Consider the following 23,656-nt stretch of genomic DNA (forward strand, 5'->3'; position numbering starts at 1 on the left):
GCGTTCCTTTCCTTCTAGCAGTGGAACTTACCGTTGCGGCCGGTAGTTGGCTTGCACGCGCTGGGTGAGGAAGTCGGCGGCGGTGACGGGCGGGTAGACGCCGCGCGGGCCCTGGATGATGGCGTCGCGGTCGGCCTGGGCGAAGTAGGCGATGCTGTAGCGGTCGCCCTGGTATTCGTCGGGGCCGGGGCCGCGCACACGGTGGAAGTTCGACGGCAGCGCGTCGTCGCTCCAGCGGGTGAGCATGTCGCCGATATTGCAGGTGATCAGGGCCGAGGACGGGGTGATGGAGGTCCATTGCTGGTCCTCCATCTCCTTGCCGGGGCAGACCTGCAGGCCGCCTTGGCCGTCGCGTTGGAAAAGCAGGGTGAGGCAGTCGAAGTCGGTGTGCGCGCCCGCGCGCCAGCGGCCGGGGACGTCACGCAGTTCCTCAGGGACGGCGAAGTAGTGCAGGAGTCGCAAGGTGGACTGGTACTGCGCGGAGGCCGGGTCGTGGGCGGTGGTGAAGTGGTCGCGGGGGAAGCCGAGGCGGTCGGCGAAGCAGGACAGCACCCGCATGGCCACGGTCCAGCAGCGGTGTTCGAAATCGAGGATGGTGGCGGCGAATTCGGGGAGTTCGTGGTCGGTGGGCCAGAGGCCGTCCATGTGCGGGCGGGTGATCTGGTAGGACTCCTTCTGGTCGGGGACGCCGATGGAAGGGCGTACCTGGCTGAGGCTTTCCCAGCCCGCATTGTTCGCCTTCACCAGCGGGTATTGGGCCTTCACCGGTTCGGGGAGCGCGAAAAAGCTTGCGGTGCGGGCGAACACGTCGTCGATCTGCGCTTGCGGGATGCCGTGGCCGGAGAGTTGGAAGAAGCCGATGTCGGTGGCAGCGGCCCAGAGCTGGTCGGTGATCTCGCTGCGGCGGGCCTCGAAGTCGGTGAGGTCGATGACGCGGATCTCGCGGGCATCGGTTTCCGCGCCGAGCCCGCCCATGCGCTGTTCGCGGGCGACTTCGGACAGGTCGTAGGTCATGAGATCTCCTTGTCGATGAATTCGGTAGTGACCAGGTCTTTCGCGGCAAGACCGGCCGGGACGTCCGCGCCGCCGCGCCGCAGGATCGGGCCGAAGGAGTCGATGACGCGCTGCACCCGGGCAGTGTCGAAGCTGCCGATCACGCCGTCGGTGTCGGGGCCGATGAGCCCGCTGTCGATGAGGACGCGGGCGCCGGCGGCGGCGAGTTCGGCGCTGTAGGGCGAGAATTTGGGGCTCTTGGCCACGACGTCCACGATGATGTCGTTCGCGGGCTTCGGGTCGGTCCGGAATCGTGCTGTGGCCCTTTGGATCATGGGGACCAGTCGTTGCAGGCAGGGGCGCAGTGCGTTCAGTTTGTCGGCGCGGACGTTGACGGTGCGGGCGTAGCCCTCGTAGCCGACGTCCCGCAGCAGCTGGTAGGCGACCGGCTTGTTCCAGGCGCGCACCTCGTGCTCGTAGAGGTAGGGCTCGGAGCTGGCGAAACCCTGTTGCGCGGAGGACGGGTCGGCGACGAAACGCGACGGCGAGTTGTCGTAGGAGGCGTCGATCTGCTTGGCGTTCAGCAACCCTCGATCGACCAGCCAGTCCGGGTACAGCTGCCCCTTCGAGACCACCACGGGCGCACCGGCTTTGCCGATATCGGCGATGCCCTTCCAGTCCGGATGGGTCTTGGGATCCCACATGAGCATCTGCGGGCTGTTGCGCAGCAAGGTGGTGACGGCGACCACCGGTTGCTTGCCGGCGGCGGCGATGGCCTGCTCGGAGTGGACCAGCCCCAGGGTGATCGAGGAGTCGACGTACATCTGCGAGGGCACGGTCTGGAAGCCGATGGCCGGGCCGCCCGCGCGGATCTCCAGTTTCACGCCGGTGTCCTTGCCGTCCACCACGAGCGGGCCGGTGACCTTGCTGTTGTCGGCGTCGACGCGATAGCCGGGGCCGAGTAGGCCGTAGAGGGGGCCCGCGTCGGTTTCGGGTTCCCACTGCAGTTGGACGACGACGGTGGCGGGGCAGACGCCCGCGAGTTGTTGTTCGGGTGGGGCGGCGGGCAGGGCGACGGCGGGTGCGTCGGAGGGGCTGTCGGTACAGGCCGCGGCGCTGGCGACGGTCAGCGCGGCGAGGGCGGCGACGCCGAGCCGGCGGAGGGTTTCGGGCATGACTACTCCACGGGAATGTTGCTGGGGGCGTGTGGTTTTACCGGCCGGAGGCGTGCCAGCGGCCGACGGTGAGCCGCTGGGCGACGGTGAACAGTGCGAAGACGGTGACGCCGAACAGGGCGGCGAGCACCAGCGCGGCCAGCAGATCCTCCGATTGCAGGCGGGCGCGGTAGGTGTCGAGCAGGGTGCCGATGCCGGGCTGCCCCTTGGCGAAGAACATGTCGCCGATGACCGCGCCGGTCACCGACAGTCCGGCGGCGGTGCGCAGGCTGGCCATGATCGACGGCAGAGCGGCGGGCAGTTCCAGGGAGATCAAGCGGCGCAGGCGATTCGCGCGGCCGAGGGTGAACAGTTCGCGCAGGTTGGCGTCCACCGATTGGATGCCGAACAGGGTCATGGCGATGATCGGATGCACCGCGATGAGCACGCACACGATGGTCCGCGCGGTTGCCCCGTACCCGAACCACAGCCCGATCAGCGGCACCACCGCGAGCACCGGAATCGCCTGCAGCACCACGGCATACGGGTAGACGATCCGTTCGACGACCTTGGCCTGGGCCATCAGGACCCCGACCGCGACACCGATCACGGCGGCCAGTGCCAGCCCGGTCACCGCGATCCGCGCGGTCACACCCAACGCCCGCAGCATCGTCTCCAGTTTGGCCGGGTTGGAGAAGGATTCGGAGAACACCCGATGCGGCGGCGGCAACAGGAACCGACGCTCCGGTGACAGCAGCACCAGCGACACCAGATACCAGGCCCCGAGCGCCAGCCCGGCGGACACAACGGGGACGAAGACTTTGCGCGGGAATGCGGCCATCAGGAGGCTTCTTTCAGGGATGCGGAAACGCGGGCCGCGAGGGCGGTGAAGGCGGGCTCGTAGCGGAGGTCGCGGGTGCGCGGGTAGGGGAGGTCGATGTCGATGACCTCGTGGATGCGGCCGGGGCGGGCGGACATGACCACTACGCGGGAGGCGAGGAAGACGGCTTCGGAGACCGAGTGTGTGATGAACAAGGCGGTGAAGGCGTTGTCGCGGTAGAGGCGCAGCAGTTCCTCCTGCATGCCGAGGCGGGTGATCTCGTCGAGTGCGCCGAAAGGCTCGTCGAGGAGCATCAACTCGGGTTCGAGGGCCAGGGCGCGGGCCAGCGAGACCCGCATGCGCATACCGCCGGAGAGTTGGCCGGGCAGTGTTCCCGCGAAGTCGGCGAGGCCGACGGCGGCCAGGGCGCGGGTGGCGCGAGCCCGCCGGGTGGCGCGGTCGACCCCGCGGAGTTCGGCGGAAAGTTCGACGTTGCGCTGTACCTTGCGCCAGGGCAGCAGGGTGGCGTCCTGGAAGATGAAGCCGACCGAATCGGTGTGCACCGCAACGGTTCCCGAGGTGGCGGGTTCCAGTCCGGCGGCCAGGCGCAGCAGGGTGGATTTACCGCAGCCGGAGGGGCCGACGACCGCCACGAATTCACCGCGCCGGACCTCGAGGTCGATGCCGGTGAGGGCCACCACCTCGCCGGCGCCGTTGCCGCCGTAGCGCTTTCCGACTCCGGCGAAGGAGATCTCGGTTGTGGCGACGTTCGAAGGCACCGTCATGACGCTGGAAGGCACTGCCACCGCCCTCACCTACTCTCACTGTATTGCGTGCAACTTCTGTACGAATTCAGTGTCACCGAATCTGATTACATGCAATCGAGAGAGTGTTTCGAGACGATTAACAGTCACCGCATGCCATTGAGCCGATTCACCAGTTCGCGCTCGTCGATGCGGGTGCTGCGGCCGTCGCGGATCACCGGCTCGCCGTCGACCCAGACCGTGTCCACCACGCGGGGCGAGGCGGTGGTCAGCAGGGTTGCGCCGGGGTCGCGGACCGGGAGGCAGGCGAAGTCGCGGTCGAAGCGGAGCAGGGTGAGGTCGGCGCGGTCGCCGACGGCGATACCGGCGGGTCCGGCGGGGGTGCCGAGGGCGGTGGCCGCGCCACGGGTGGCCAGGTGCAGCATGTCGGCGAAGGGCAGCAGGTCGGCGCGACGGTGATGGGCGCGTTGCAGGTAGGCGCCCATGCGCAGGGCCAGCAGCATGTCCTGCGTGTCGTTGCTGGCCGCGCCGTCCACTCCGAGGCCGACACCGATTCCGGCCGTGAGCATTTCGGGGATCGGGGCGACGCCGCTGCCCAGGCGCATATTGCTGAGCGGGTTGTAGGAGACGCACACCCCTCGGGCGGCGAGGATCTCGCGGTCGGCGGCATTCACGCGAACACAGTGCACGGCCAGGGTGCGCGGGCCGAGCAGGCCGCCCGCGTCCAGGTAGTCGACGGCCGAGCGGGCTGCATGCAATCGGCACATGTCTTCGTCGGTATCGGTCTCGAGCAGGTGGATGGAGATGGTTTTGCCGGTTGCGTCGGCGAATTCGCGGACGGCGGCCATGCCCTCGGGGGTGAGGCAGCGGGGATTCGGGACCGCGAGCGCGGTGGTGATCCGCGAATCCTTCAGGCGGGCATCGAGTTCGGCGAGGTGGGCGAAGACGTCCGGAAGCGGTTGCACGAGCCGGGGATCCATTCCCCACTTGCGGGTGGTGTCGGCGCGGTCGGCGAGTCCGCGCCCGAACACCACCCGGATGCCCAGCTCGCCGAGCGCCCGCAGGGCGGCGTCGTGCACGGCCTCGGACGGGTTGGGCCACATGTGTTCCACGACGGTGGTCACGCCGCTGCGCAGCAGTTCCAGTCCACCGGCCAGCGCGGCGACATACGTCTGCTCCGGGGTGGCCGCGACCGTGAATTCGCCGACGCAGTGCAGCCATTCGAGCAGCGGCAACCCCTCCCCCGCACCGCGCAGCACCGATTGCTGCAGATGGGTGTGGGTGTTCACGAACCCCGGAATCAGATACCCGCCGCCACCATCGAATCGCGGCAACCCCGAATAGGGCTCCCGCGCAGCCGCTTCCGGCCCGGTACTCGGCCGGGCGGGGGCGGAGTCCACACCGGCACCGGCCTCGATAGCGGTGATCAGCCCGTCCCGGACCACCACGTCGCAGCCCGCAACCCAGCCGGGCCCCTCGGGCCCGGCCACATACGCGGTGACATCGGAGACGACAACAGAACAGGACATGCGCACCATGCGGCATCCCTTTCGAAATGCGGCTGGTTCGCCCACCGTGTCCCGGCGGTACACGTACGCCCGTTTCAGCCATGAGCGCCGTGCCAGGAAGCCTAGCGAGGCAATATTTCCCGGTGGTTAATCCTTGCCTGGTCGCAGATCCGCGCCGGGGGCGAGGATCTCGACGCTGTGGGTGCGATCGGGTTCCAGGAAATCCAGCAGGGCGGCGGCCTCGGCTTCGACGGCGGCGCGATCGGCGGCCGACCACGCGGTGTGGGGCGCGATCCGCAGCCGGGCCGTGTCGCCCTTGGTGAAGACCTTGTAGACGCCGGTCAGGTAGCCGTCGACCAGCACCGGTGACACCTGGTTAGCGAAGGCGCGCAAGGGCGGAGCATTACCGTCGGGCACGATCCGGCTCCGATCCTGGTGGGACAGAATCGCATTGTCGTACCAGCCCAGGAGTCGCACGGGGGCGGCCTGATCGGGATCGGCGAGGGTGGCGTCGGCGGCGTCGTAGAGGGTGCGGCCGCGCTCGTCGGTGTAGGTGCGGACGCGGTCGCCCAACTGCTCGACGGCCTTCTTCATGCCGGTGAGTTTGGACCAGGTCTGCATGTCCATGGTGGTGGCCGGGCCGAAGGCGCGCAGGTAGCGCAGCAGGAGTTCCGGCAGTGGGTAATTCGGGTCCGGGTGTGCGCCGAGCCAGGGGTGCACACGCGACCAGACCGGTCGGCTGCTGTCGCCCCAGCGGCCGCGCGGCGGGGTCTGCAGGACGGGGAGTTGGTAGAGCCACGCCTGGACGATCGCGCCGGGGTCCCGGTCCGGGTAGAGCGCGGCGGCGTGTTCGCGCAGGGTCGCGGCGGGGGTGGGCTCGTCGCCGAGTACCGATTCGCCGTGCGCCCGAACCTCTTCCGGATCCAGGCCGACCAGTGCGCCGAAGTTGAATCCCTTACGGAAGGGAATCTTTTCGAGTTCCGGCTGGATGTGCGGGGCGATGCGCAGCGCGTCGGGCGGGGTGACGAGGTGAATGGTGCCGCGCATCAGGGTGATTCGCACCAGCGACCGGTCATCGAGGGCCTTCGACACCACCTCCGGATCGAAATCGACTGTGCGACTCCACAGTGCGACGAACGGCGGCAGCATGTCCTGGGCCTGCAGCCCGATCAGGTGGTCGCACAGGTCGGGCACGCCGAGCGTGGATCGCTCCAGCAGGTGCTGACGCGCGAGCAGCGTCCGGTTCAGGATCCGGTTGGACAGCTTCACGATTCAGCACCGTACGGGAGCGGCACGAGTTCTGTCCGGCTAGCGCAGTGTGACGACGACCTTGCCGGTCGCGGTGCGCTTGTCGAGCGCGGAGACGGCCTCGGCGGTGTGCGCGAGGGTGTAGATGAGCGGTTCCGGCGGGGCGATCTTGCCGTTGGCCAGCAGCGGTTCCACCTCGGCCCACTGCTCCTGCAGGTAGCCGGGGTGGGTCATCACCCATTCGCCCCAGGCCGCGCCGATCACCTCGACGTTCTTGAGCAGCAGCCGGTTGACCTTCACGGTCGGGATATCGCCCGCGGTGAAGCCGACCACCAGCACCCGACCGCCGGAGGCCAGCGAGCGGATGCTGTCGGTGAAGCGGTCGCCGCCGACCGGGTCGAGCACGATGTCGACGCCGCGGCCGCCGGTGAGTTCCTTGACCGCGGCCAGCCAGCCGTCGGTGAGCACCACATCGGTGGCCCCGTTGGCGCGCGCGACTTCGGCCTTCTCCTCGGTGCTGACCACGGCGATGACCCGGCCCGCGCCCAGCGCCTGCGCCATGCGCAGCGTCGAGGTGCCGATGCCGCCCGCCGCGCCGTGCACCAGCACGGTCTCGCCCTCGGCCAGGCGGCCGCGGTTGCGCAGGCAGAAGTGCACGGTCAGGTCGTTGAACAGCACGCCCGCACCGGATTCCAGCGAGACATTGTCGGGCAGCTTGAACACCATGTTCGCGGGTGTCACCGCGACCTCGGCGGCGGCATTGCCCAGCAGCGTCAGCGCCACCACGCGATCACCGGGGACCACGTGCGAGCCCTCGGGAGCCTCGCGCACGATGCCCGCGACCTCGCAGCCCACGACATACGGCAGCTGCGGCTTCATCTGGTAGAGCCCACGCGTCATGAGCACGTCGGGGAAGGCGATTCCGGCGGCATGCACGTCGATGACGACACCGCCCGGATACCCCGCCGGCTCTGGGAAATCGAGAACCTCGATGGCCTCCGGGCCTTCCAGTTTGCTCACCACGGCTGCGCGCATTCTCGATCAACTCCGATCAATCCACCGGCGGATACCTTGCCGAACGTAGTCGATGCACCCGGACCCTGCCAACGCTTACATCGGGTACGAGGGAATACCGCGGGTTCGGCTCAGCGGTGGGCGTATTCGAGCATGGATTCGTTCGCCAGGGTTTGGCCGCCATTGCTGATGAGCAGGGCGTAGGCGGTGATGCTGTACTTGGTGCCGTCGGTGGGGTTGGTGACGTTGAAACCACCGGAGCCGTCGGGGGTCGGGTCGTCGAGCTGGATGCCCGCGTTGTCGCTGATGCGCAGACCCTTGTAGTAGAAGCGGCCCGCGGCGGTGCGGCACACGACCAGGCGCGACTTGTCGGTGCGGCCGATGGCCATGGCCGGATCGTCGGCATTGCAGCGCGGACTCTGGGACACGAAACCCTGTCCGTCCGTACCGGATACGCTGCCACTCAACGGGACCACGGTGGTGGTCGGCACGGTGGTGGTGCCGCGGTACGCGGAGGTGGTCGTGACTACCGGCCCGGTCGTGGTGACGTGCGGCGTGCTGCTGCCGCCCGCGGTGGAGCCGGAGGAGCCCGACAGGAACTTCCAGCCGAGCACGCCGCCCAGTACCAGCACCACCCCGATGAGCGCGCCCACCAGCAGCGGCAGGTTGCTGCGCTTGGCGGGCGGCAAAGGCAGTGGCGCGGAAGGGTGTTCGCGAGGCGCGGTCGGATCCGGGTAGGTGGGCTGGTAGCCGGGCTGCCCCGTCACCGGCTGCCCGGTCACCGGCTGCCGCCGCACGGTCGGATCGTAGTTACCGGGGCCGGAGTAGACGGGCGGGCCGACCACCCGCTCACCGCTGGAATGCGCGGCGGGCCCGGAAAGTCGTTGCGGGCCTGAGGGATCCACCGGACCCGAGGGACGCATACCGGACTGGTAGCCGACCGGTCCCGACGGATTCGTGCCCCGAACCGGCCCACGGCCCCCGTAGGGCTGCGCCGGACCCGACGGATGATCGAGATATTGCGGCCCCGAATGGCCGGGCGCGGCCGTCCCGCCCGGCGGCACCGCCGGGCTCGGGAGGGTCGGCGGGGCGGGCGGGATGATCCGGGCGGGTTCCTGCGCGGCCCGCCGCAGCGCCGCCCGGGCGGCCCGCGCGAGCTGCCCGGCACTGGCGTAGCGGCGGGTCGGGTCCTTGGCCATGCCGATGGCCACCACCTGGTCCAACCCGACGGGGACGCCCGCGCGAATGCTCGGCTGCGGCGGCGGAGTCAGCATGTGCGCGCGGATATTGGCCAGATTCCCCTCGACCAGGAACGGCGGCCTGCCGGTGAGGGATTCGAAGAGCACGCACGCCAGCGCGTAGATATCGGCGCCGGCGGAGACGGACGCGTTGTGCTCGAAGCGCTCCGGGGCCATATAGGCGAAGGAGCCGATGGCATTGCCGGTCTGGGTCAGCTGGGCATCGGATTCGGCGTGCGCGATACCGAAATCGACCAGGTAGGCGAACATTTCGCCGGTGAGCAGAATATTGGCGGGCTTGACGTCGCGGTGCACCAGGCCGCTTTCGTGCGCGGCGTCGAGCGCGGAGGCCATCTGTTCCACGACCGAGACGGCCTGCTCCGGCGGCAGCGGACCTTCCTCGCGCAGGTAGGCCTTGAGGTCGCGGCCCTTCACCAGGCGCATATCGATGAACAGGACGCCGTCCACCTCACCCCAGTCGTGGACCGGAATGACGTGCGGCTCCTGCAGTTTGGCGGCGGTGCGGGATTCGCGGCGGAAGCGTTCGATATAGCTGGGCTGGCGGGCCAGATCGGCATCCAGCAGTTTCACGGCGACAACCCGGTCGCGCACGGTGTCGTAGGCCTCGTAGACCTCGCCCATGCCGCCCACCCCGAGCAGCCTGCGCAACTCGTACTGCCCGAACCGCGAACCGGCCCTCTCGCCTGCGGCCACCCGCTAGTCCTCCCTACTGCTGGATGTACAACAGGAAAGGCTACGGCGACTGCGGCGCACTGTCATTACTCCCGAGCGCCCCCAAGGGGTGGACTCCCATCCCCCTGGAGCGAAACACTGGCGTTCCCGGAACAGAAGTACAGGTGACTCGACGCGAGTGTGTCCCGCACGCCCCGTAGAGTCATGTCACAGACTTCGGTCAACAAGCACCTCACCGGTGCTTACGGAAAGACATGCGGCACGCCGGGTCCAAACCGGTACCGGGTTGAACCGGAACGGTGTGCAGCGCGAGGAGCACCAGTGTCACTCGATGAGCCACTCGCCCCGCTTCCCGAGGAGGGCATGGGCTTCGCTTCCGCGTGGCCGGTCCGGGCCGGCGATGTGGATCCCTATCACCGGCTGCGATTCGACGCGGCGGCCCGCTATCTCCAGGACATCGCCTGGGAGGAAATGCAATCCGGGTTCTTCCATCGGACCGATCCGGCCTGGATCGTGCGCCGCACGGTGGTGGACGTGGTGCGGCCCGTGCACTGGCCCGACCGGGTGGAGTTGCGGCGCTGGTGTTCGGCCATGTCGACGCGGTGGACCAATATGCGGGTGCGGATCACCAGTGCGGACGGCGGCCTGATCGAGACCGAAGGGTTCTGGATCAATATCAACGAGTTCACCAATATGCCGACCCGCATCAGCGATGAGGGCCTGGCCGAACTCGGCCGCACCACCGATGAGCACCGGCTGCGCTGGCGGCCCTGGCTGACCGATCCGACCCCGCCGGAATCGGATGTGGATCTGCCGTTCCCGGTGCGCGCCACCGATATCGACCAGTACAACCACGTGAACAACGCGGCCTACTGGCAGGCACTCGAGCAGTATCTGGTCGACTATCCGAAGCTGGTCGCCGGGCCGCATCGCGCGGTCATCGAGTACATCGCGCCGGTGCTGGCGCGCCAGCACATCAGTGTGCGCAGCCGGTACGAGCCGGGCGATCGAACCGGGCATCCGTCGCTGCGGCTGTGGTTCGTGGTGGGCGGGGTGACCACGACCGCGGTGCGGATCGGGCCGTTGCCGGGCTGAAAACGGTAGTGCCGGGCTGATCTTTCGCGACATTCCCGGTAGACCAACGCGTTCGCTGTTGGTTTGCCTGCGAGACTTTCGCCATGCGATTCACTCGTCTCGTCCTCCTCGCGGCCATTCCGGCGCTGGCCGTCGGCATCACGGCGTGCAGTCACTCCAAGGACTCCGCGAAGACCACCACCTCGACGACGGCCGCGGCGAGTAGCACCACCGCACCGGCCACCGCGACCACTCAGCCGACCGGCCCGAAACCGGTGCCGCCCAACCCGACCCGGCCGCCGGTGCGCACCACCGTCGCACCCGCCGATGTCAATTGCGGACCGGTAACCGGAGCCAATGGCAAGAACGCCGATGTGATCGCGTACGCCAGTGCGGCGGGCATCCCCGGCTGTACGGAGGCCATCACGGTCGCCAGCGATTACGTCAATGCCACCCGCACGGGCGATGCCGTCGTGGTCGACGGCTGGACCTGTGAACCCCAGCCCGACACCGCCGTCCCGTACATCTGCTTCAAGGACAGCTTCCAGATCGGCCTGCGCGGCGCGGCCGCCCCGAATCCGCCCGCACCCCCGACCACCACGCCCCCGCCGACCACCACCTCGGTCGCACCCGCGGGCAATGTCAACTGCGGCACCGTGACCGACGCGGGCGGCGGCACCCGCACCGTGATCGCGGTCGCCACCCCGGCGGGCACGGTCGGCTGCACGGAGGCCATCAATGTGGCCACCGAGTACGTGCAGACCGTCAGTTCCAGCGATGTCGCGACGATCAACGGCTGGTCCTGCAATGCCCAGCCGGACGCCACCTACCCCTCCATGTGCGCCAAGGACGGGCTGTTGATCGATCTGGGCGCGCAGTAGGCCGAGACCGGCAACGCGATACGGAAATACAACGCGGCCCCACCCGAATCCGGGTGGGGCCGCATCGTTTCGGAGGTTTATCCCTTTGCTGCCTTGAGCAGGTCCTCGATCTTGGTGAACTTCACGCGCGGTCGCCCACCGGCCTTACCGGCGGTCTTCTCCGCCGCGTCGATGGCCTTCCAGCCGTCGCGGCCGATCTGATCGGGCTGCCGCTCGGACAGCAGCGCCTCCAGGGCGGCCCGGTTGCCCTGCGGGGCAGCCAGTTTGCCGGCGGTGAAGTCCGCGATCAGCTGATCGACGGTCTCCTGCGAATCGACCCGGTTGGAGCCGATGACGCCGCGCGGGCCGCGCTTGATCCAGCCGGAGACGTAGACGCCCGCAACGGGGTTGCCGTCGGCCAGGACTCGGCCCTTGTCGTTGGGGATGACGCCCTTCGACTCGTCGAACGGGACATCCGCGACCGGCTGGCCCTTGTAGCCGATGGACCGCAGCACCAGCGACGCGTCCAGGGCACCGGTGCGGTCGGAGGCGCGGGCAACGGTGCGGCCGTTCTCCTCCACCAGCTCGTTGTGCACGTATTCGATGCCCTCGACCTTGTCCGTACCGGTGACGGCGGTGGGCGAGACCAGGTAGCGGAACACGATGCGCTTGTTGTCCGGGTTGCGCTTACCGGCCGCGTATTCCTTGGCCAGGGTGTACTTCAGCGCGAGCGAGGGCTCGACCTCCGGGTCGTCCAGCTCGGACTGCGAGGCCGGGTCCAGCACCAGATCCTCGGGGTCGACGATGATGTCGACGCCCTTCAGATGCTCCAGCGCCAGGAACTCCGAGGAGGTGTAGGCGGCCTGCAGCGGACCACGGCGGCCCAGCACCACGACCTCCTTGATGTTGCTGCGGCGCAGCGCATCCAGGGCGTGGTCGGCGATATCGGTCTTGGCCAGCTCGTCCGGGTTCACGGTGAGCACGCGGGCGACGTCCAAAGCGACGTTGCCGTTGCCGACGATGACGGCGCGCTCGCCCGAAAGGTCGAATTCGCGGTCGGCGAAGTCCGGATGGCCGTTGTACCAGGCCACGAACTCGGTGGCGGAGTGGCTGCCGGGCAGGTCTTCGCCGGGGACGCCGAGGCGGCGGTCGGTGGCCGCGCCCACGGCGTAGATGACCGCGTGGTGGTGGCCCAGCAGTTCCTCGTGCGAGATGTGCTTGCCGACTTCGACATTCAGGCGGTATTGCAGCGCCTCGCGCCGGAACGCCGATTCGAACAGGCTCGCCACCGACTTGGTGCCCGGGTGGTCGGGGGCCACACCGGCGCGCACCAGGCCGTAAGGCGTGGGCAGCCGGTCGAACAGCTCCACCTCGACGTCCGCGCGACGCAGTAGCTCCTCGGCGGCGTAGCAGGCGGCGGGACCCGCACCGATGACGGCCACCCGCAGCGTGCCCAGATCCTTGGGCGCGCGCGAGGGTGCGACCAGCGGCTCGAAGTTGGACTCCAGCGGATGCCGCACGAAGTACGCCGCATTGATGTCCTTGAACCGCGCCAGCGAGTTGAGCAGGTCGTCCTCGGAGAAGATCGCGTCGACCGGGCAGGCGTCGACGCACGCGCCGCAGTCGATGCAGGTGTCCGGGTCGATGTAGAGCTGCTCGGTCGTGGCGAACTCGCGTTGCTCAGGCGTGGGACGAATGCAATCGACCGGGCACTCGGGTACGCAGCTGGCGTCGTTGCAACAACGCTGCGTGATCACATAGGCCATATCTCGCAGATCCTCGAAACTGTCGCGTGGTGCTACTCGGGCTCGGGCCCGAGCAGAGTCGGTAGAACACGTTCTAATATAGGCGGCATTTCATCGGGTGTCGGCACTGCGATGTGTCGCCACCTTCAGTGTGCCTCGAGTGTGAGCACTGTCTCTCTTCGGCACTGGCGTGCACCGCTGTGAGACCGGTCTCGGGGGCTGACTCGAGGACACCTACCGTAATACCTATGGTGCGGACTCTCATCTTGATGCGGCACGGCAAATCCGGATACCCCGACGGTGTCGCGGACCACGAACGGCCGCTGGCCCCGCGTGGGCAGCGGGAGGCGGCCCTGGCCGGGGACTGGCTGCGCGCCACCCAGCCGGCCATCGACGCCGTGCTCTGTTCCAGTTCGACCCGGACCCGGGAGACCTTGGCGGCCACCGGCATCACCGCGCCGGTGTCCTACGAGAAGGCGATCTACGACGCGTCCCCGCACGCGCTGATCGAATTGGTGCAGCTCACCGATGCCGCGGTGGAGACCCTGTTGCTCATCGGGCACTCCCCCGGAATGCCGTGGACGGCATGGGAACTGGCGGCCAATCGCGACAGCGGTGCGGCCGAGGAACTCAGCGTGAAGTTTCCCACCTCCGCGCTGGCGGTCATCGAATTCGACCGGCCGTGGGCAGCGGCCGACCCGGGCACGGGCGAGCTGGTGCGCTTCCACGTGCCGCGCTGAGGAATTCGACGGGGGAATTCGGCCGTTCAGCCGAGTAGCTTGCCCTTCCACACCACGACACCGCCGAAGACGAGCAGCAGGAGCAGCGCGGGCCAGAAGCCCAGCAGCCACCACACCACTCCCAGCACCGCCACCACGGGCAGGGCGGCGATGGCCGTGATCACCGGCTGATCCTTGGCGGCTTCCAGGGCCGAGCGCGCCCTGATCCGATCCATGTCTTTTCCAGGCATGACCCCAGCGTAGGCGCGCGATCGGCAAGTGGCCCGACTCATCGGAACTTCGCGCCCGGTCATTAGATCTTCGCGCACATTAGCCTTGCTTGGAGTGCACTCCAACCCGCTAGCGTCGTGGGTGGTTCGGCAAGCGAAGGGTGAGACCGATGAGCGCAGCACCGGTGGCCACAGCAGCCACCTCGGAACTCGAGCGGCCGCGGTATTCGATCGGCGAAGTGTCCGAGCGTTGCGGCCTGACCAGGGACACGCTGCGCTGGTACGAGCGCATCGGACTGATGGACTACGTGGGTCGCGACCACAGCGGTCAGCGGCGCTTCAGCGACCGGGATCTGACCTGGCTGGGGTTCATCGGGAAGCTGCGCAGCACCGGCATGTCGGTCGCCGACATGGTGCGATACGCGGAACTGGTGCGGGCCGGGGAGCACACCTACCCCGAACGACTCGAGATGTTCCGGCGCACCCGCGCCCAGGTGCTCGAGCAGATCGAGGAACTGCAATCCACCCTGGTCGTGCTCGACCGCAAGATCGCGCTCTACGGCGGCGGTGCCGTCTGCGATCCGCCGAACCGGACGAATGGTAGTGCGAGCAAAGGGGATTGATCGATGACCAGCACAACGGCCCTGCCCACCACCGCCCTCGGCACCGTCCGGGTCGGCGCGCAGGGGTACGGGGCCATGGGCATCAGCGAGTTCTACGGTCCGACCGACGCGACCGAGGCGCGGGCGACGCTGGAGCGGGCGCTGGAACTGGGCGTGACGCTCTTCGACACCGCCGATGTCTACGGCGACGGCCACAATGAGGAATTCGTCGGCGAGTTCGTGCGGGCGCACCGCGAGAACGTGGTGCTGGCAACGAAATTCGGGATCGTGCGCAAGGCCGACGATCCCGCGTTCCGCGGCATGGACAACTCGCCGGAGTACATCCGGAAGTCGGTGGACGGCAGCCTGAAACGGCTCGGCATCGACGTCATCGACCTGTACTACATGCACCGCAAGCAGCCGGGCGTACCGATCGAGGACACCGTCGGCGCGATGGCGGAACTCGTTGCGGCGGGCAAGGTCCGGCAGCTCGGGCTGTCCGAGGTGACCGGCGCGGAACTGCGTGCCGGGCACGCGGTGCATCCGATCGCGGCGGTGCAGTCGGAGTGGTCGCTGTTCTCGCGGGACGTGGAGCGCACGGTGGTGCCCGCGGCCGCCGAGCTGGGTGTCACCTTCGTGCCGTATTCGCCGCTGGGTCGCGGCTTCCTGACCGGTGCCGTGCCCGCGGCCGGTGAGGGCGATGTGCGACGCGGCATGCCGCGCTTCAACGGCGAGAACGCCCGGGCGAACGAGGAACTGCTGGCTCCGCTGCGCGCCATCACCGCGGCCCGCGAGCTGACCCCGGCGCAGGTGGCGCTGGCCTGGGTGCACGCGCGGGAGCGGGTCCACGGCCTGGCCGTGGCGCCGATTCCCGGTACCCGCAGCCGGACCCGGGTCGCCGAGAACGTCGCGGCCGCCACCGTGAAACTGACCGATCTGGAACTCGTGGCGCTGGACGCGATCGCCGACCAGGTGGCCGGAGATCGCTACGCGGACATGAGCTTCGCCTCGGCCGGACGCGAATAGCCTTGCGGCCCCGCCGGGCTCACCCCACCAGACGGATGGTGTGCCCGGTGTGGTCGGCCTTGGCGCGCAGGTAGCGCAGGTTGGCGGGGTTGGCGTGGACGCCGGTCGGCAGCGTGTCCCGTACGGCCACACCGAGTTCCGTCAACTGCCGCACCTTGTCGGGATTGTTGGTGAGCAGGTCGATCTCGCCGACGCCGAGCGCGGCCAGCATCTGGGCGGCCGCGGTGTAGTCGCGGGCGTCCTCGTCGAAGCCGAGTTCGGTATTGGCCTGGTAGGTGTCGCGGCCGGCGTCCTGCAGCGCGTAGGCGTCGAGCTTGTTGTAGAGGCCGATGTCGCGGCCCTCCTGGCGCAGGTAGAGCAGGATGCCGCCGACGTCGGTGATGCGCTCCACGGCCTCGCGCAACTGGGGGCCGCAATCGCAACGGGCGGAACCGAACACATCGCCGGTCAGGCATTCCGAGTGCAGGCGCACCAACGGCGTCTCGTTGCCGAGGCCGGGGTCGCCCAGAACCAGCGCGAGATGCTCACGGCCGTCGCTCAACCCGTCAAAAGTGACCGCCTGCGCGGTGGTCGAATACCCGTCGGCGAAGGTCAGCGGAATCCGCACGCTGGTGCGTACGCTCGCGCCGACGAAGGTGCTGCTCATCAATGCTCCTGAAAGCCAGGGACCATTCCGATCAATGCTGAACGGCGGTAACCGGACGGATATTCCTCGGCGAATGTCTGGCATCCGGATCGGGGTCGAAGGGAGCGGACAGCACCACATCGCGCTGCCGGGCCAGCAGCTCGCGCTGCCGGGCGAGTTCGGCGATCTGATCGTCGAGCCGGTCGAGGCCGTCGCCCACCACTTTCCGGGAATGGTCGCAGTGCTGGAAACCGGATTCGGTGGCGCAGGGCAGCAGTTCGCCGATCTCGCGAGTCGACAGACCGGCGGCGAGCAGTTCGCGGATTCGGGCGACCCGATCCACCGCGGTGGCGGGATAGCCGCGGTACCCGTTCGAGTCGCGATGCGGGACAAGCAATCCCTGCTCCTCGTAGTAGCGCAGCAGCCGCGGCGCGACGCCGGTGGCCCGGGACAATTCACCGATCAGCACTGTGACCTCCCGCACATCGCGTTGACCTTCACACCCATGTGAATCCCTAACGTCGCCGTCATGACGAACATTTCGCTCCGCACCCAGGTTTCCGGCTCCGGCCCCGCGATCGTGCTCGCGCACGGCGGGGGCGGCGGCATCGACGCCAACTTCGGCGGGCTGATTCCCCTACTCGCCGAGGATCATCTGGTGATCGGTTCCGACTTCCCCGACGACGACACCCCGCTCACCCTCGACGCGCTCGCCGATGCCCTGGTGGCCGAGGCGGTCGCGAACGGGGCGGAAACCTTCAGCATCGTCGGGTTCTCACTCGGCACCACGGTCGCCGTCCGCGCCGCCGTCCGGCATCCCGAGCGGGTGCGCGGGCTGGTGCTGACCGGCGGCTTCGCGCGCCTCGACAATCGCGGCCTGATGAATGTCGCACTCTGGCAGCGGGCCCTGGCCGCCGGGGATCGGGAGGCGTTCGCGCGCTACGTCATGCTGGCCGGGTTCAGCAAGGAATTCGTGAATGCGATTCCGGCGGAACAGCTCTCCGAGATCCTGGCGCAGACCGCGGCGAATGTCCCCGGCGGCACCGCGGCGCAGGCCGCCCTGGTCGAGGCCGCCGATGTGCGCGACGATCTGGCGCATGTCACGGTGCCGACGCTGGTCATCGGTATGACCGGCGATCTGCTGTCCGACCCCGCCAATGCGCGGGAGCAGGCGGCGGGCATTCCCGGCGCGCGGTATCGGGAACTGCCGGGCGGACATGTGGTCATGATCGAGCAGCCCGAGCTCTGGTACGCGGCTGTACTGGAGTTCTTCGCCGACTGAAACGCCAATTTTCAGACCGGAAGGCATGGTTCGCGTTCTCGGCTTACGATGCAGCCACTATGCAGTCTGTAACTCACGACCGGATTTGGATCGACAAGCAAACGCCCGAGGCCTTCCGCGCCTTCGAGAGCGTCGCGATCACGGTCCGGGACGCCGCCACGGCCGCCGGACTCGACCGCGCCGTCATGGAACTGGTGAACGTCCGCGTTTCCCAGCTGACCGGCTGCCCCTTCTGCCTGGACCTGCACACCCGCTATGCCCGCGCCGCCGGCGTCACCCAGCAACAACTGGATGTATTGCCGGCCTGGCAGCGCAGCCCCTACCTGTTCACCGATATCGAACAGGCGGCCCTGCAGGTGGCCGAAACAGTGACTTCGTTGCCGGATGAAAACAGCATGCAGCGTGAGTATGCTGCTGCGCGGCAACAATTGTCGGATGACCAGATGTCTGTCCTCATCTGGGCTGCCACCACTATCGGCGCGTTCAATCGCGTGTCGATTATGAGCAAACATCCGGTGCGGGTGCGGAAGGAGAACTGAACAATGAACGAACAGGCCGTGGCGGCCGCAGTCGTTCGCAACGACGCGCAACACCGGTACGAGGTGTGGTACGGGAATTCGCTCGCCGGGTTCAGCGAGTACCGCGAGCGCGACGACAACGACACCACATTCATTCACACCGAGGTGGACCAGGAATTCAGCGGAAAGGGCCTGGCGAATCTGCTCGCCCAGGAGGCGATCAAGGATGTGATCGCCCGCGGCCGCGTCATCGTGCCGCGCTGCCCGTTCATCAAGAGCTGGTTGGATAAACACCCGGAATACGACGAGTACGTCGTGGGCAAGGGCATCAAGAGGTGATCAGGGAGGAGCGGATATGAGTGATCTGGAACCGCGGCCGGAGGCGGCGCTGTGCGAACCCTCCGGACGCCCCGGCCCGCGCACGGAATTCTTTCCGGCCCGGGAAGTGCCGCTCGGCGGCGTCCGCGGCGTGACCGTTTTCCGGACGCTCCCGCAGCGTGACCTGCCCACCGTGGGCGCGTGGTGCTTCCTGGACCACTTCCATCCCGGCTCGGAGATCAACCCCGACGGCCATGACATCGAGCCGCATCCGCACATCGGATTGCAAACGGTGACATGGCCGTTGGACGGCCGCATCCGGCATCGCGACAGCGTCGGCTCGGACGTGGAGATCGCGCCCGGGCAGTTGAACATCATGACCTCCGGACACGGCATCGCGCATTCGGAATACCGGGTGCCGGGACACATCTCGGGGAACGGTCTCCAACTGTGGGTCGCGCTGCCGGACGAATCCCGGGATATCGCACCGCATTTCGAGCAGCACACCGCGCTGCCCGAATTCTCGATTCCGTCGGTCGACGGGATCGTACTGATCGGCACATTGGGCGGGGTCACCTCACCGGCGACCGCGTACACCCCGATCGTCGGCGCGGACCTGCGGGTGGCGGCCGCTGCGGATACCGCGCTGCCGTTGAATCCCGAATTCGAGCACGCGGTCCTGGTGATCGAGGGGGCCGTCACAATCGACGGCACGCTCGTCGAGCCGGGCAACCTGTTCTATCTGGGCAGCGACCGCGAGTCGATTCGCTTGCACGACACCGCGGGTGCGCATCTGCTGCTGCTCGGTGGTGAACCGTTCGGCGAGGATCTGGTCATGTGGTGGAACTTCGTGGCGCGCAGCCACGAGGAGATCGAACAGGCCAGAAACGATTGGGAGAAACACGATGTCGGGCGGTTCGCCGATATCGCCGGACATGCCCCGGAACAGCGGATTCCGGCACCGCCATTGCCCGGCTTGCATTTGAAGCCGCGCAAACGACGGTGTGGAGTTCCGCACGAATAGTCAGTGGCTCGTCATCGATTGAGTTCCGATGACGCGCAACAGATCCAGCTTCTCCTGCGTATCGGTATTCGGCGCGGGGTAGTAGATCAGCACGTGGCGGGTGGCGCTGGGCGTGAGCAGCGGTTCGCAGATCAGGTCCAGCACACCGACTTCCGGATGGATCATGCGTTTGTTGTGACCGCGGGCGGTGCACACATTGTGCTCGTTCCACAGCTCCTCGAACTCCGGGCTGGCGGCTCGTAGCCGGGCCACCAGTTCGGCCACGTCGGCGTCCCCGGCGCGGCGGGCGGAGGTAGCGCGCAGATCGCCGACATGCTTGTTACCCAACGCTTCCCAGTCCTCCTCGGGGAAGATGCGGCGCGAGTCGGGCTCGGTGAACCAGCGCCACGGGATGCAGCGCTCCAGGCCGCGACGCTGCGAATAGTCCCCGGACAGCAGCGTGTGCATGCGGTTCTGCACCAGTACCTCACCCAGATCCGAGATGACCACGGCCGGGGTGTCGTCCAGCTTCGAGAGCACGTGCAGAATGCCGGGGCCCACGTGCGGGTCCCCGCCGCGAGCGGGGGCCTGATGCCCGCACAGGTAGTAGAGATGGTCACGCTCGGCCTCGGTCAGCCGCAACGCCCGCGCCAAGGAGGCCAGCACCTGAACCGACGGCCGCGGCCCGCGCGCCTGCTCGAGCCGCGTGTAGTAGTCCGTGGACATTCCCGCGAGCATCGCGACCTCATCGCGGCGGAGTCCCGGAGTGCGGCGCCGTGCACCCGGCGGCAACCCCACGGTCCCGGGTTGCAGCTGTTCACGGCGGCGGCGCAGGAAGTCTGCCAGCTCGTTGCGATCCATCCCACCACTCTCCCCTGTCCGGGACCCGCTATCCAGGTACCGCCGATCCCACTCACGGGTCGACGCGGTATCCACAATCGTCCACAGACCGTAGCCAGGGATCGCCGATCCCTGGATGAACGGTCCTCTCCCGCACATCCCTGGATAGCGGCATCGTTATCGGCATGACGCAGACACTCACCACCGTTCAGCTCGGCCAGACCGGGCCCGCCGTTTCCCGTCTGGCCCTCGGGGCCATGGGGATGTCCGGCATGTACGGCACGGCCGACGAGGCCACCTCGATCGCCACCGTGCACGCCGCCCTCGACTCCGGCGTGAACCTCATCGACACCGGCGACTTCTACGGCATGGGGCACAACGAACTGCTCCTGCGGCAGGCGCTCGCCGAGCGTAAGCGCGAGGACTACCTGCTCAGCGTGAAGTACGGCGCGCTGCGCGGACCCGATGGCAGCTTCGGCGGGGTCGACACTCGGCCGGCCGCCACCAAGAACTTCCTGGCCTACTCGCTGCAGCGGCTGGGCGTCGACTACATCGACATCTACCGGCCCGCGCGGCTGGATCCGAACGTCCCGATCGAGGAGACCATCGGCGGGCTCGCCGACATGGTGCAGGCCGGGTACATCCGCCACATCGGGCTCTCGGAGGTGGGCGCGGAGACGCTGCGCCGCGCGGCCGCGGTACACCCGATCGTCGACCTGCAGATCGAGTATTCGCTGATCTCGCGCGGCATCGAGGCCGAAATCCTGCCCGTGGCACGCGAACTCGGCATCGGCGTCACCGCCTACGGGGTGCTCTCGCGCGGCCTGCTCAGCGATTCGATGCGGCCCGGACAGCAGTTCGCGCCCAGCGACTTCCGGGCGCACAGCCCACGCTTCCAGGGCGAGAACCTCACCGCCAACCTGCGTCTCGTCGACGCACTCGCCAAGATCGCAGCCGACCACGACGTGACCGTGGCCCAGCTGGCCATCGCCTGGGCGCTGTCGCGGGGCACCGACATCGTGCCGCTGATCGGGGCGCGCAAGCCGGAGCGCTGGACGGAAGCCGTTGCGGCGGCGGACATCCAGCTCTCGGCCGACGAGCTGGCCACCATCGAGGCGGCCGTGCCCGCCGACCAGGTCGCGGGCACCCGCTACGCCGCGGCGATGATGGCCGGACTCGACAGCGAGCGCTGAGTCCTCAACGCTGAGCGCTACTTTCGACGCGGACGGATCACCGCGGTGAAAGCCGCGCTGGCCACGGGCTTGCCGGTGACATCGGCGATCGTCACCGGCACCTCCAGCTCGATCTCCGTGCGGGACGCGATATTCGCGCGGGTCCGCTCGATCGTCTCCGCGGTCAGCTCGGAGGTGGCGCTGAACGGGCCCAGCTCCCCCTTTGCGCGGGCCAGGTATTCGATGCGGCCGTTGCGGGCGACGATGAAGGTGTCGCCCAGCAGGTCGGTGATGCCGGAGATGGACGCACCCATGGCGGCGGTCTCGGCCAGACCGAACAGCAGCGCGGCGTGCACATCGCCATTGTGGTTGTAGTGCTCGGGCCGACCGGCCATCCGCACCACATTGCGGCCGGGTGCGTACTCCACGCCCTCGATGCCGGTGAACTGGATGAAACCGAGCTTCTGGAAGCCCGCCATCACCATTTCGCCCATGGTGGCGCTGTCCATCATTTCTCCTGCCGACGCAAAATTGAAACCTGTTCCAATTTCATACCGGCCTCGGCGGGGCTTTGTCCACGGCAGCTTCCTGCCGGCGGGTCAGCCGACGACACGTCCTTGCAGGCCCAGCGCCTCGGCCGTGCTCGCCATGGTCTGGCGCGCCAGCCGGGCATCCTTGGCCAGACTATGGCCCAGCGTCGGCATCAGCTCACGCAGGCGCGGCTCCCACAGCGCCGCGTAGCGCGGGAAGCAGCGCTCCAGCACCTCCAGCATGATCACCGGGGCGGTCGAGGCCCCCGGCGTCGCGCCCAGCACCGCAGCGATCGAACCATCATGCGCGGCAACCACTTCGGTGCCGAACTCCAGCACGCCACCGCGCTCGGCATCCGGCTTCACGATCTGGGCGCGCTGCCCCGCCGTGATCAGAGTCCAGTCCTCGGCGCGGGCCTCCGGCACGAAATTCCGCAGCGCCGCGAGCTTCTTCTTACGCGTCGAGGCCACCTGGGAAGCCAGCAGCCACACCAGATCCCGGTTCTGCTTCAGCATCGACATCAGCGGCCCGACATTGTCCGGGCGCAGCGAAGCCGGGGCATCGAACAGCGAACCACGTTTGAGGAAACGGGGATTCGAGCCCGGGAAGGGGCCGAACAGCAGCGCCTTGGTGTCCTGCACGACCCGGGTGTCCAGGTGCGGCATGGAAATCGACGGCGCGCCGACCGGGCCGCGGCCGTACACCTTGGCCTCGTGCCCGGCCACCACCTCCGGATTGTCGCAGCGCAGGAACCGGCCGCTCACCGGCAGCAAACCGTAGCCGTGCGCCTCCGGGACGCCGGCCTTCTGCAGCACCTTCAAGGCCCAGCCGCCCGCGCCCGCGAACACGAAGCGCGCGTCCACCTTCCGGGTCAACCGGTCATTGTCGGTGCGCCAATCCACCCGCAACTGCCAGGTGCCGTCATTGTTGCGGCGCATGCCGCGCACCTCGCAATTGCGATGGATCTCGACATCACGCCAGCGCAGCCAATGGAAAAGCTGGCCGGTGAGCTCACCGAAATCGATATCACTGCCGGTGATGTCGCGGGTCGCGGCGATCGGCTCGGAAGCGTCGCGTCCGGCCGTGAGCAGCGGAGCCCACTCGCCGATCACCGCCGGATCGTCGCTGAATCGCATATTCGCGAAAAGGTGATGCGCGGACAGGGTTTCGTGGCGGCGCCGCAGGAAATCCACCTCGTCACGGCCGCGCGCCAGCGTCATGTGCGGCACCGGATTGATGAAGGTCGACGGATCGCGCAACACCTTGGATTCCACCAGCGACGCCAGCAGCTGGCGGGTCAGCTGGAACTGCTCGTTGAGTGCGAGCGCGGGCTCGATATCGATCGAACCGTCCGGATTTTCGACGGTGTAATCGAGTTCGCACAGACCCGCATGCCCGGTACCCGAATTGTTCCAGGCCGCCGAGGCTTCCGACCCGACCTCGGGCAAACGCTCGTAGACCGCGATGGTCCAACTGGGCTCCAGATGCTTGATCAGCATCGCCAGCGTCGCACTCATAATGCCGCCGCCGATCAATACGACATCGTAAGGCCGGAGCGGCAGTTGTGTTCTCATCGTCATTACCTGGAAAACCCCGATTGAACTCGTACAGCGTACGGGCACGCTAGCACTATCCACCGGCCCGCCAGGGCGGCGCAGCAACCCTATCGCCGAACCCGC

25 protein-coding genes are annotated in these 23,656 nt (G+C 68.0%); 10 read left to right on the forward strand and 15 right to left on the reverse strand.

Going from position 1 to position 23,656, the window contains the following annotated elements; translation table 11 throughout:
- Positions 1-27 precede the first annotated feature (27 nt).
- The 8 genes from ACFXHA_RS23715 to ACFXHA_RS23750 all read right to left on the reverse strand — a co-directional run bounded on the left by ACFXHA_RS23715 (position 28) and on the right by ACFXHA_RS23750 (position 9,453).
- Positions 28-1,014, reverse strand: coding sequence for an isopenicillin N synthase family dioxygenase (locus ACFXHA_RS23715; RefSeq protein WP_379360197.1), 987 nt, complete (start codon positions 1,012-1,014; stop codon positions 28-30).
- Positions 1,011-2,168 carry a nitrate ABC transporter substrate-binding protein gene (locus tag ACFXHA_RS23720; protein WP_379360199.1) on the reverse strand — a complete coding sequence of 386 codons (1,158 nt, stop codon included), beginning with the start codon at positions 2,166-2,168 and terminating at the stop codon, positions 1,011-1,013. Before ACFXHA_RS23720 ends, ACFXHA_RS23715 begins: the two co-directional genes overlap by 4 nt.
- A gap of 37 nt (positions 2,169-2,205) precedes the next feature.
- A complete protein-coding gene (locus ACFXHA_RS23725; RefSeq protein WP_379360201.1) occupies positions 2,206-2,988 on the reverse strand; it encodes an ABC transporter permease in 783 nt (260 codons plus the stop codon).
- Positions 2,988-3,752 (reverse strand): ABC transporter ATP-binding protein, encoded by a 765-nt coding sequence (locus ACFXHA_RS23730; RefSeq protein ID WP_379360691.1) that lies wholly within the window; start codon positions 3,750-3,752, stop codon positions 2,988-2,990. The genes ACFXHA_RS23725 and ACFXHA_RS23730 overlap by 1 nt, the downstream gene beginning before the upstream one ends.
- 125 nt (positions 3,753-3,877) lie before the next feature.
- Positions 3,878-5,269, reverse strand: coding sequence for an amidohydrolase family protein (locus ACFXHA_RS23735; protein WP_379360203.1), 1,392 nt, complete (start codon positions 5,267-5,269; stop codon positions 3,878-3,880).
- Positions 5,270-5,386: 117 nt separating this feature from the next.
- Positions 5,387-6,508 carry a winged helix DNA-binding domain-containing protein gene (locus ACFXHA_RS23740; protein ID WP_379360205.1) on the reverse strand — a complete coding sequence of 374 codons (1,122 nt, stop codon included), beginning with the start codon at positions 6,506-6,508 and terminating at the stop codon, positions 5,387-5,389.
- 39 nt (positions 6,509-6,547) lie between these two features.
- Complete coding sequence (locus tag ACFXHA_RS23745; protein ID WP_379360207.1) at positions 6,548-7,522, reverse strand: NADPH:quinone oxidoreductase family protein; 975 nt, start codon at positions 7,520-7,522, stop codon at positions 6,548-6,550.
- Positions 7,523-7,632: 110 nt separating this feature from the next.
- Positions 7,633-9,453, reverse strand: a complete 1,821-nt coding sequence (locus ACFXHA_RS23750; protein WP_379360209.1) for a protein kinase — start codon at positions 9,451-9,453, stop codon at positions 7,633-7,635.
- A gap of 300 nt (positions 9,454-9,753) precedes the next feature.
- On the opposite strand from ACFXHA_RS23750, the gene ACFXHA_RS23755 reads away from it, so the two are divergent.
- Complete coding sequence (locus ACFXHA_RS23755; protein ID WP_379360211.1) at positions 9,754-10,527, forward strand: acyl-[acyl-carrier-protein] thioesterase; 774 nt, start codon at positions 9,754-9,756, stop codon at positions 10,525-10,527.
- Between the two features lie 83 nt (positions 10,528-10,610).
- On the forward strand, positions 10,611-11,387 hold the full coding sequence (locus ACFXHA_RS23760) for a hypothetical protein (protein ID WP_379360213.1): 777 nt from the start codon (positions 10,611-10,613) through the stop codon (positions 11,385-11,387).
- A 77-nt stretch (positions 11,388-11,464) separates the two neighbouring features.
- On the opposite strand, the gene ACFXHA_RS23765 is transcribed toward ACFXHA_RS23760, so the two are convergent.
- The gene (locus ACFXHA_RS23765) at positions 11,465-13,132 is read right to left on the reverse strand and encodes an FAD-dependent oxidoreductase (protein ID WP_379360215.1); all 1,668 of its coding nucleotides are present in this window, start codon (positions 13,130-13,132) and stop codon (positions 11,465-11,467) included.
- A 227-nt stretch (positions 13,133-13,359) separates the two neighbouring features.
- Here ACFXHA_RS23765 and ACFXHA_RS23770 point away from each other — a divergent pair, with 227 nt between their 5' ends.
- Positions 13,360-13,851: a SixA phosphatase family protein gene (locus tag ACFXHA_RS23770; protein ID WP_379360217.1), complete on the forward strand. Its 492-nt coding sequence runs from the start codon at positions 13,360-13,362 to the stop codon at positions 13,849-13,851.
- Positions 13,852-13,877: 26 nt separating this feature from the next.
- Here the strand turns inward: ACFXHA_RS23770 and ACFXHA_RS23775 are convergent, their stop codons facing one another.
- Positions 13,878-14,081, reverse strand: a complete 204-nt coding sequence (locus ACFXHA_RS23775; protein WP_379360219.1) for a hypothetical protein — start codon at positions 14,079-14,081, stop codon at positions 13,878-13,880.
- A 149-nt stretch (positions 14,082-14,230) separates the two neighbouring features.
- Between ACFXHA_RS23775 and ACFXHA_RS23780 the strand changes: the two genes are divergently transcribed.
- Together ACFXHA_RS23780 and ACFXHA_RS23785 are read left to right on the forward strand one after the other, a co-directional pair.
- Positions 14,231-14,683, forward strand: coding sequence for a MerR family transcriptional regulator (locus tag ACFXHA_RS23780; protein ID WP_379360221.1), 453 nt, complete (start codon positions 14,231-14,233; stop codon positions 14,681-14,683).
- Between the two features lie 3 nt (positions 14,684-14,686).
- Positions 14,687-15,688 (forward strand): aldo/keto reductase, encoded by a 1,002-nt coding sequence (locus ACFXHA_RS23785; protein ID WP_379360223.1) that lies wholly within the window; start codon positions 14,687-14,689, stop codon positions 15,686-15,688.
- A 19-nt stretch (positions 15,689-15,707) separates the two neighbouring features.
- Here the strand turns inward: ACFXHA_RS23785 and ribA are convergent, their stop codons facing one another.
- Both ribA and ACFXHA_RS23795 read right to left on the reverse strand, forming a co-directional pair.
- Positions 15,708-16,334 carry a GTP cyclohydrolase II gene (ribA, locus tag ACFXHA_RS23790; protein WP_379360225.1) on the reverse strand — a complete coding sequence of 209 codons (627 nt, stop codon included), beginning with the start codon at positions 16,332-16,334 and terminating at the stop codon, positions 15,708-15,710.
- A 31-nt stretch (positions 16,335-16,365) separates the two neighbouring features.
- Positions 16,366-16,797: a MerR family transcriptional regulator gene (locus ACFXHA_RS23795; RefSeq protein ID WP_379360227.1), complete on the reverse strand. Its 432-nt coding sequence runs from the start codon at positions 16,795-16,797 to the stop codon at positions 16,366-16,368.
- A gap of 45 nt (positions 16,798-16,842) precedes the next feature.
- On the opposite strand from ACFXHA_RS23795, the gene ACFXHA_RS23800 reads away from it, so the two are divergent.
- From ACFXHA_RS23800 to ACFXHA_RS23815, 4 genes are read left to right on the forward strand one after another with little or no spacing between them, the layout of a single operon-like run.
- A complete protein-coding gene (locus ACFXHA_RS23800; protein ID WP_379360229.1) occupies positions 16,843-17,595 on the forward strand; it encodes an alpha/beta fold hydrolase in 753 nt (250 codons plus the stop codon).
- Between the two features lie 59 nt (positions 17,596-17,654).
- The gene (locus ACFXHA_RS23805) at positions 17,655-18,134 is read left to right on the forward strand and encodes a carboxymuconolactone decarboxylase family protein (RefSeq protein ID WP_379360231.1); all 480 of its coding nucleotides are present in this window, start codon (positions 17,655-17,657) and stop codon (positions 18,132-18,134) included.
- A gap of 3 nt (positions 18,135-18,137) precedes the next feature.
- Positions 18,138-18,452, forward strand: coding sequence for a GNAT family N-acetyltransferase (locus ACFXHA_RS23810; RefSeq protein WP_379360233.1), 315 nt, complete (start codon positions 18,138-18,140; stop codon positions 18,450-18,452).
- A gap of 16 nt (positions 18,453-18,468) precedes the next feature.
- Complete coding sequence (locus ACFXHA_RS23815) at positions 18,469-19,455, forward strand: pirin family protein (RefSeq protein ID WP_379360235.1); 987 nt, start codon at positions 18,469-18,471, stop codon at positions 19,453-19,455.
- Here ACFXHA_RS23815 and ACFXHA_RS23820 read toward each other — a convergent pair whose 3' ends face one another.
- Positions 19,456-20,295 (reverse strand): helix-turn-helix transcriptional regulator, encoded by an 840-nt coding sequence (locus ACFXHA_RS23820; RefSeq protein ID WP_379360237.1) that lies wholly within the window; start codon positions 20,293-20,295, stop codon positions 19,456-19,458. It abuts the gene before it with no gap.
- Between the two features lie 164 nt (positions 20,296-20,459).
- On the opposite strand from ACFXHA_RS23820, the gene ACFXHA_RS23825 reads away from it, so the two are divergent.
- Positions 20,460-21,467: an aldo/keto reductase gene (locus tag ACFXHA_RS23825; protein WP_379360239.1), complete on the forward strand. Its 1,008-nt coding sequence runs from the start codon at positions 20,460-20,462 to the stop codon at positions 21,465-21,467.
- Between the two features lie 17 nt (positions 21,468-21,484).
- Here the strand turns inward: ACFXHA_RS23825 and ACFXHA_RS23830 are convergent, their stop codons facing one another.
- On the reverse strand, positions 21,485-21,955 hold the full coding sequence (locus ACFXHA_RS23830) for a PaaI family thioesterase (protein ID WP_379360241.1): 471 nt from the start codon (positions 21,953-21,955) through the stop codon (positions 21,485-21,487).
- Positions 21,956-22,045: 90 nt separating this feature from the next.
- Complete coding sequence (mqo, locus tag ACFXHA_RS23835) at positions 22,046-23,551, reverse strand: malate dehydrogenase (quinone) (protein ID WP_379360243.1); 1,506 nt, start codon at positions 23,549-23,551, stop codon at positions 22,046-22,048.
- Positions 23,552-23,656: the final 105 nt, after the last annotated feature.

It is taken from the genome of Nocardia sp. NPDC059240, from assembly GCF_042753865.1.
Lineage (GTDB): Bacteria > Actinomycetota > Actinomycetes > Mycobacteriales > Mycobacteriaceae > Nocardia.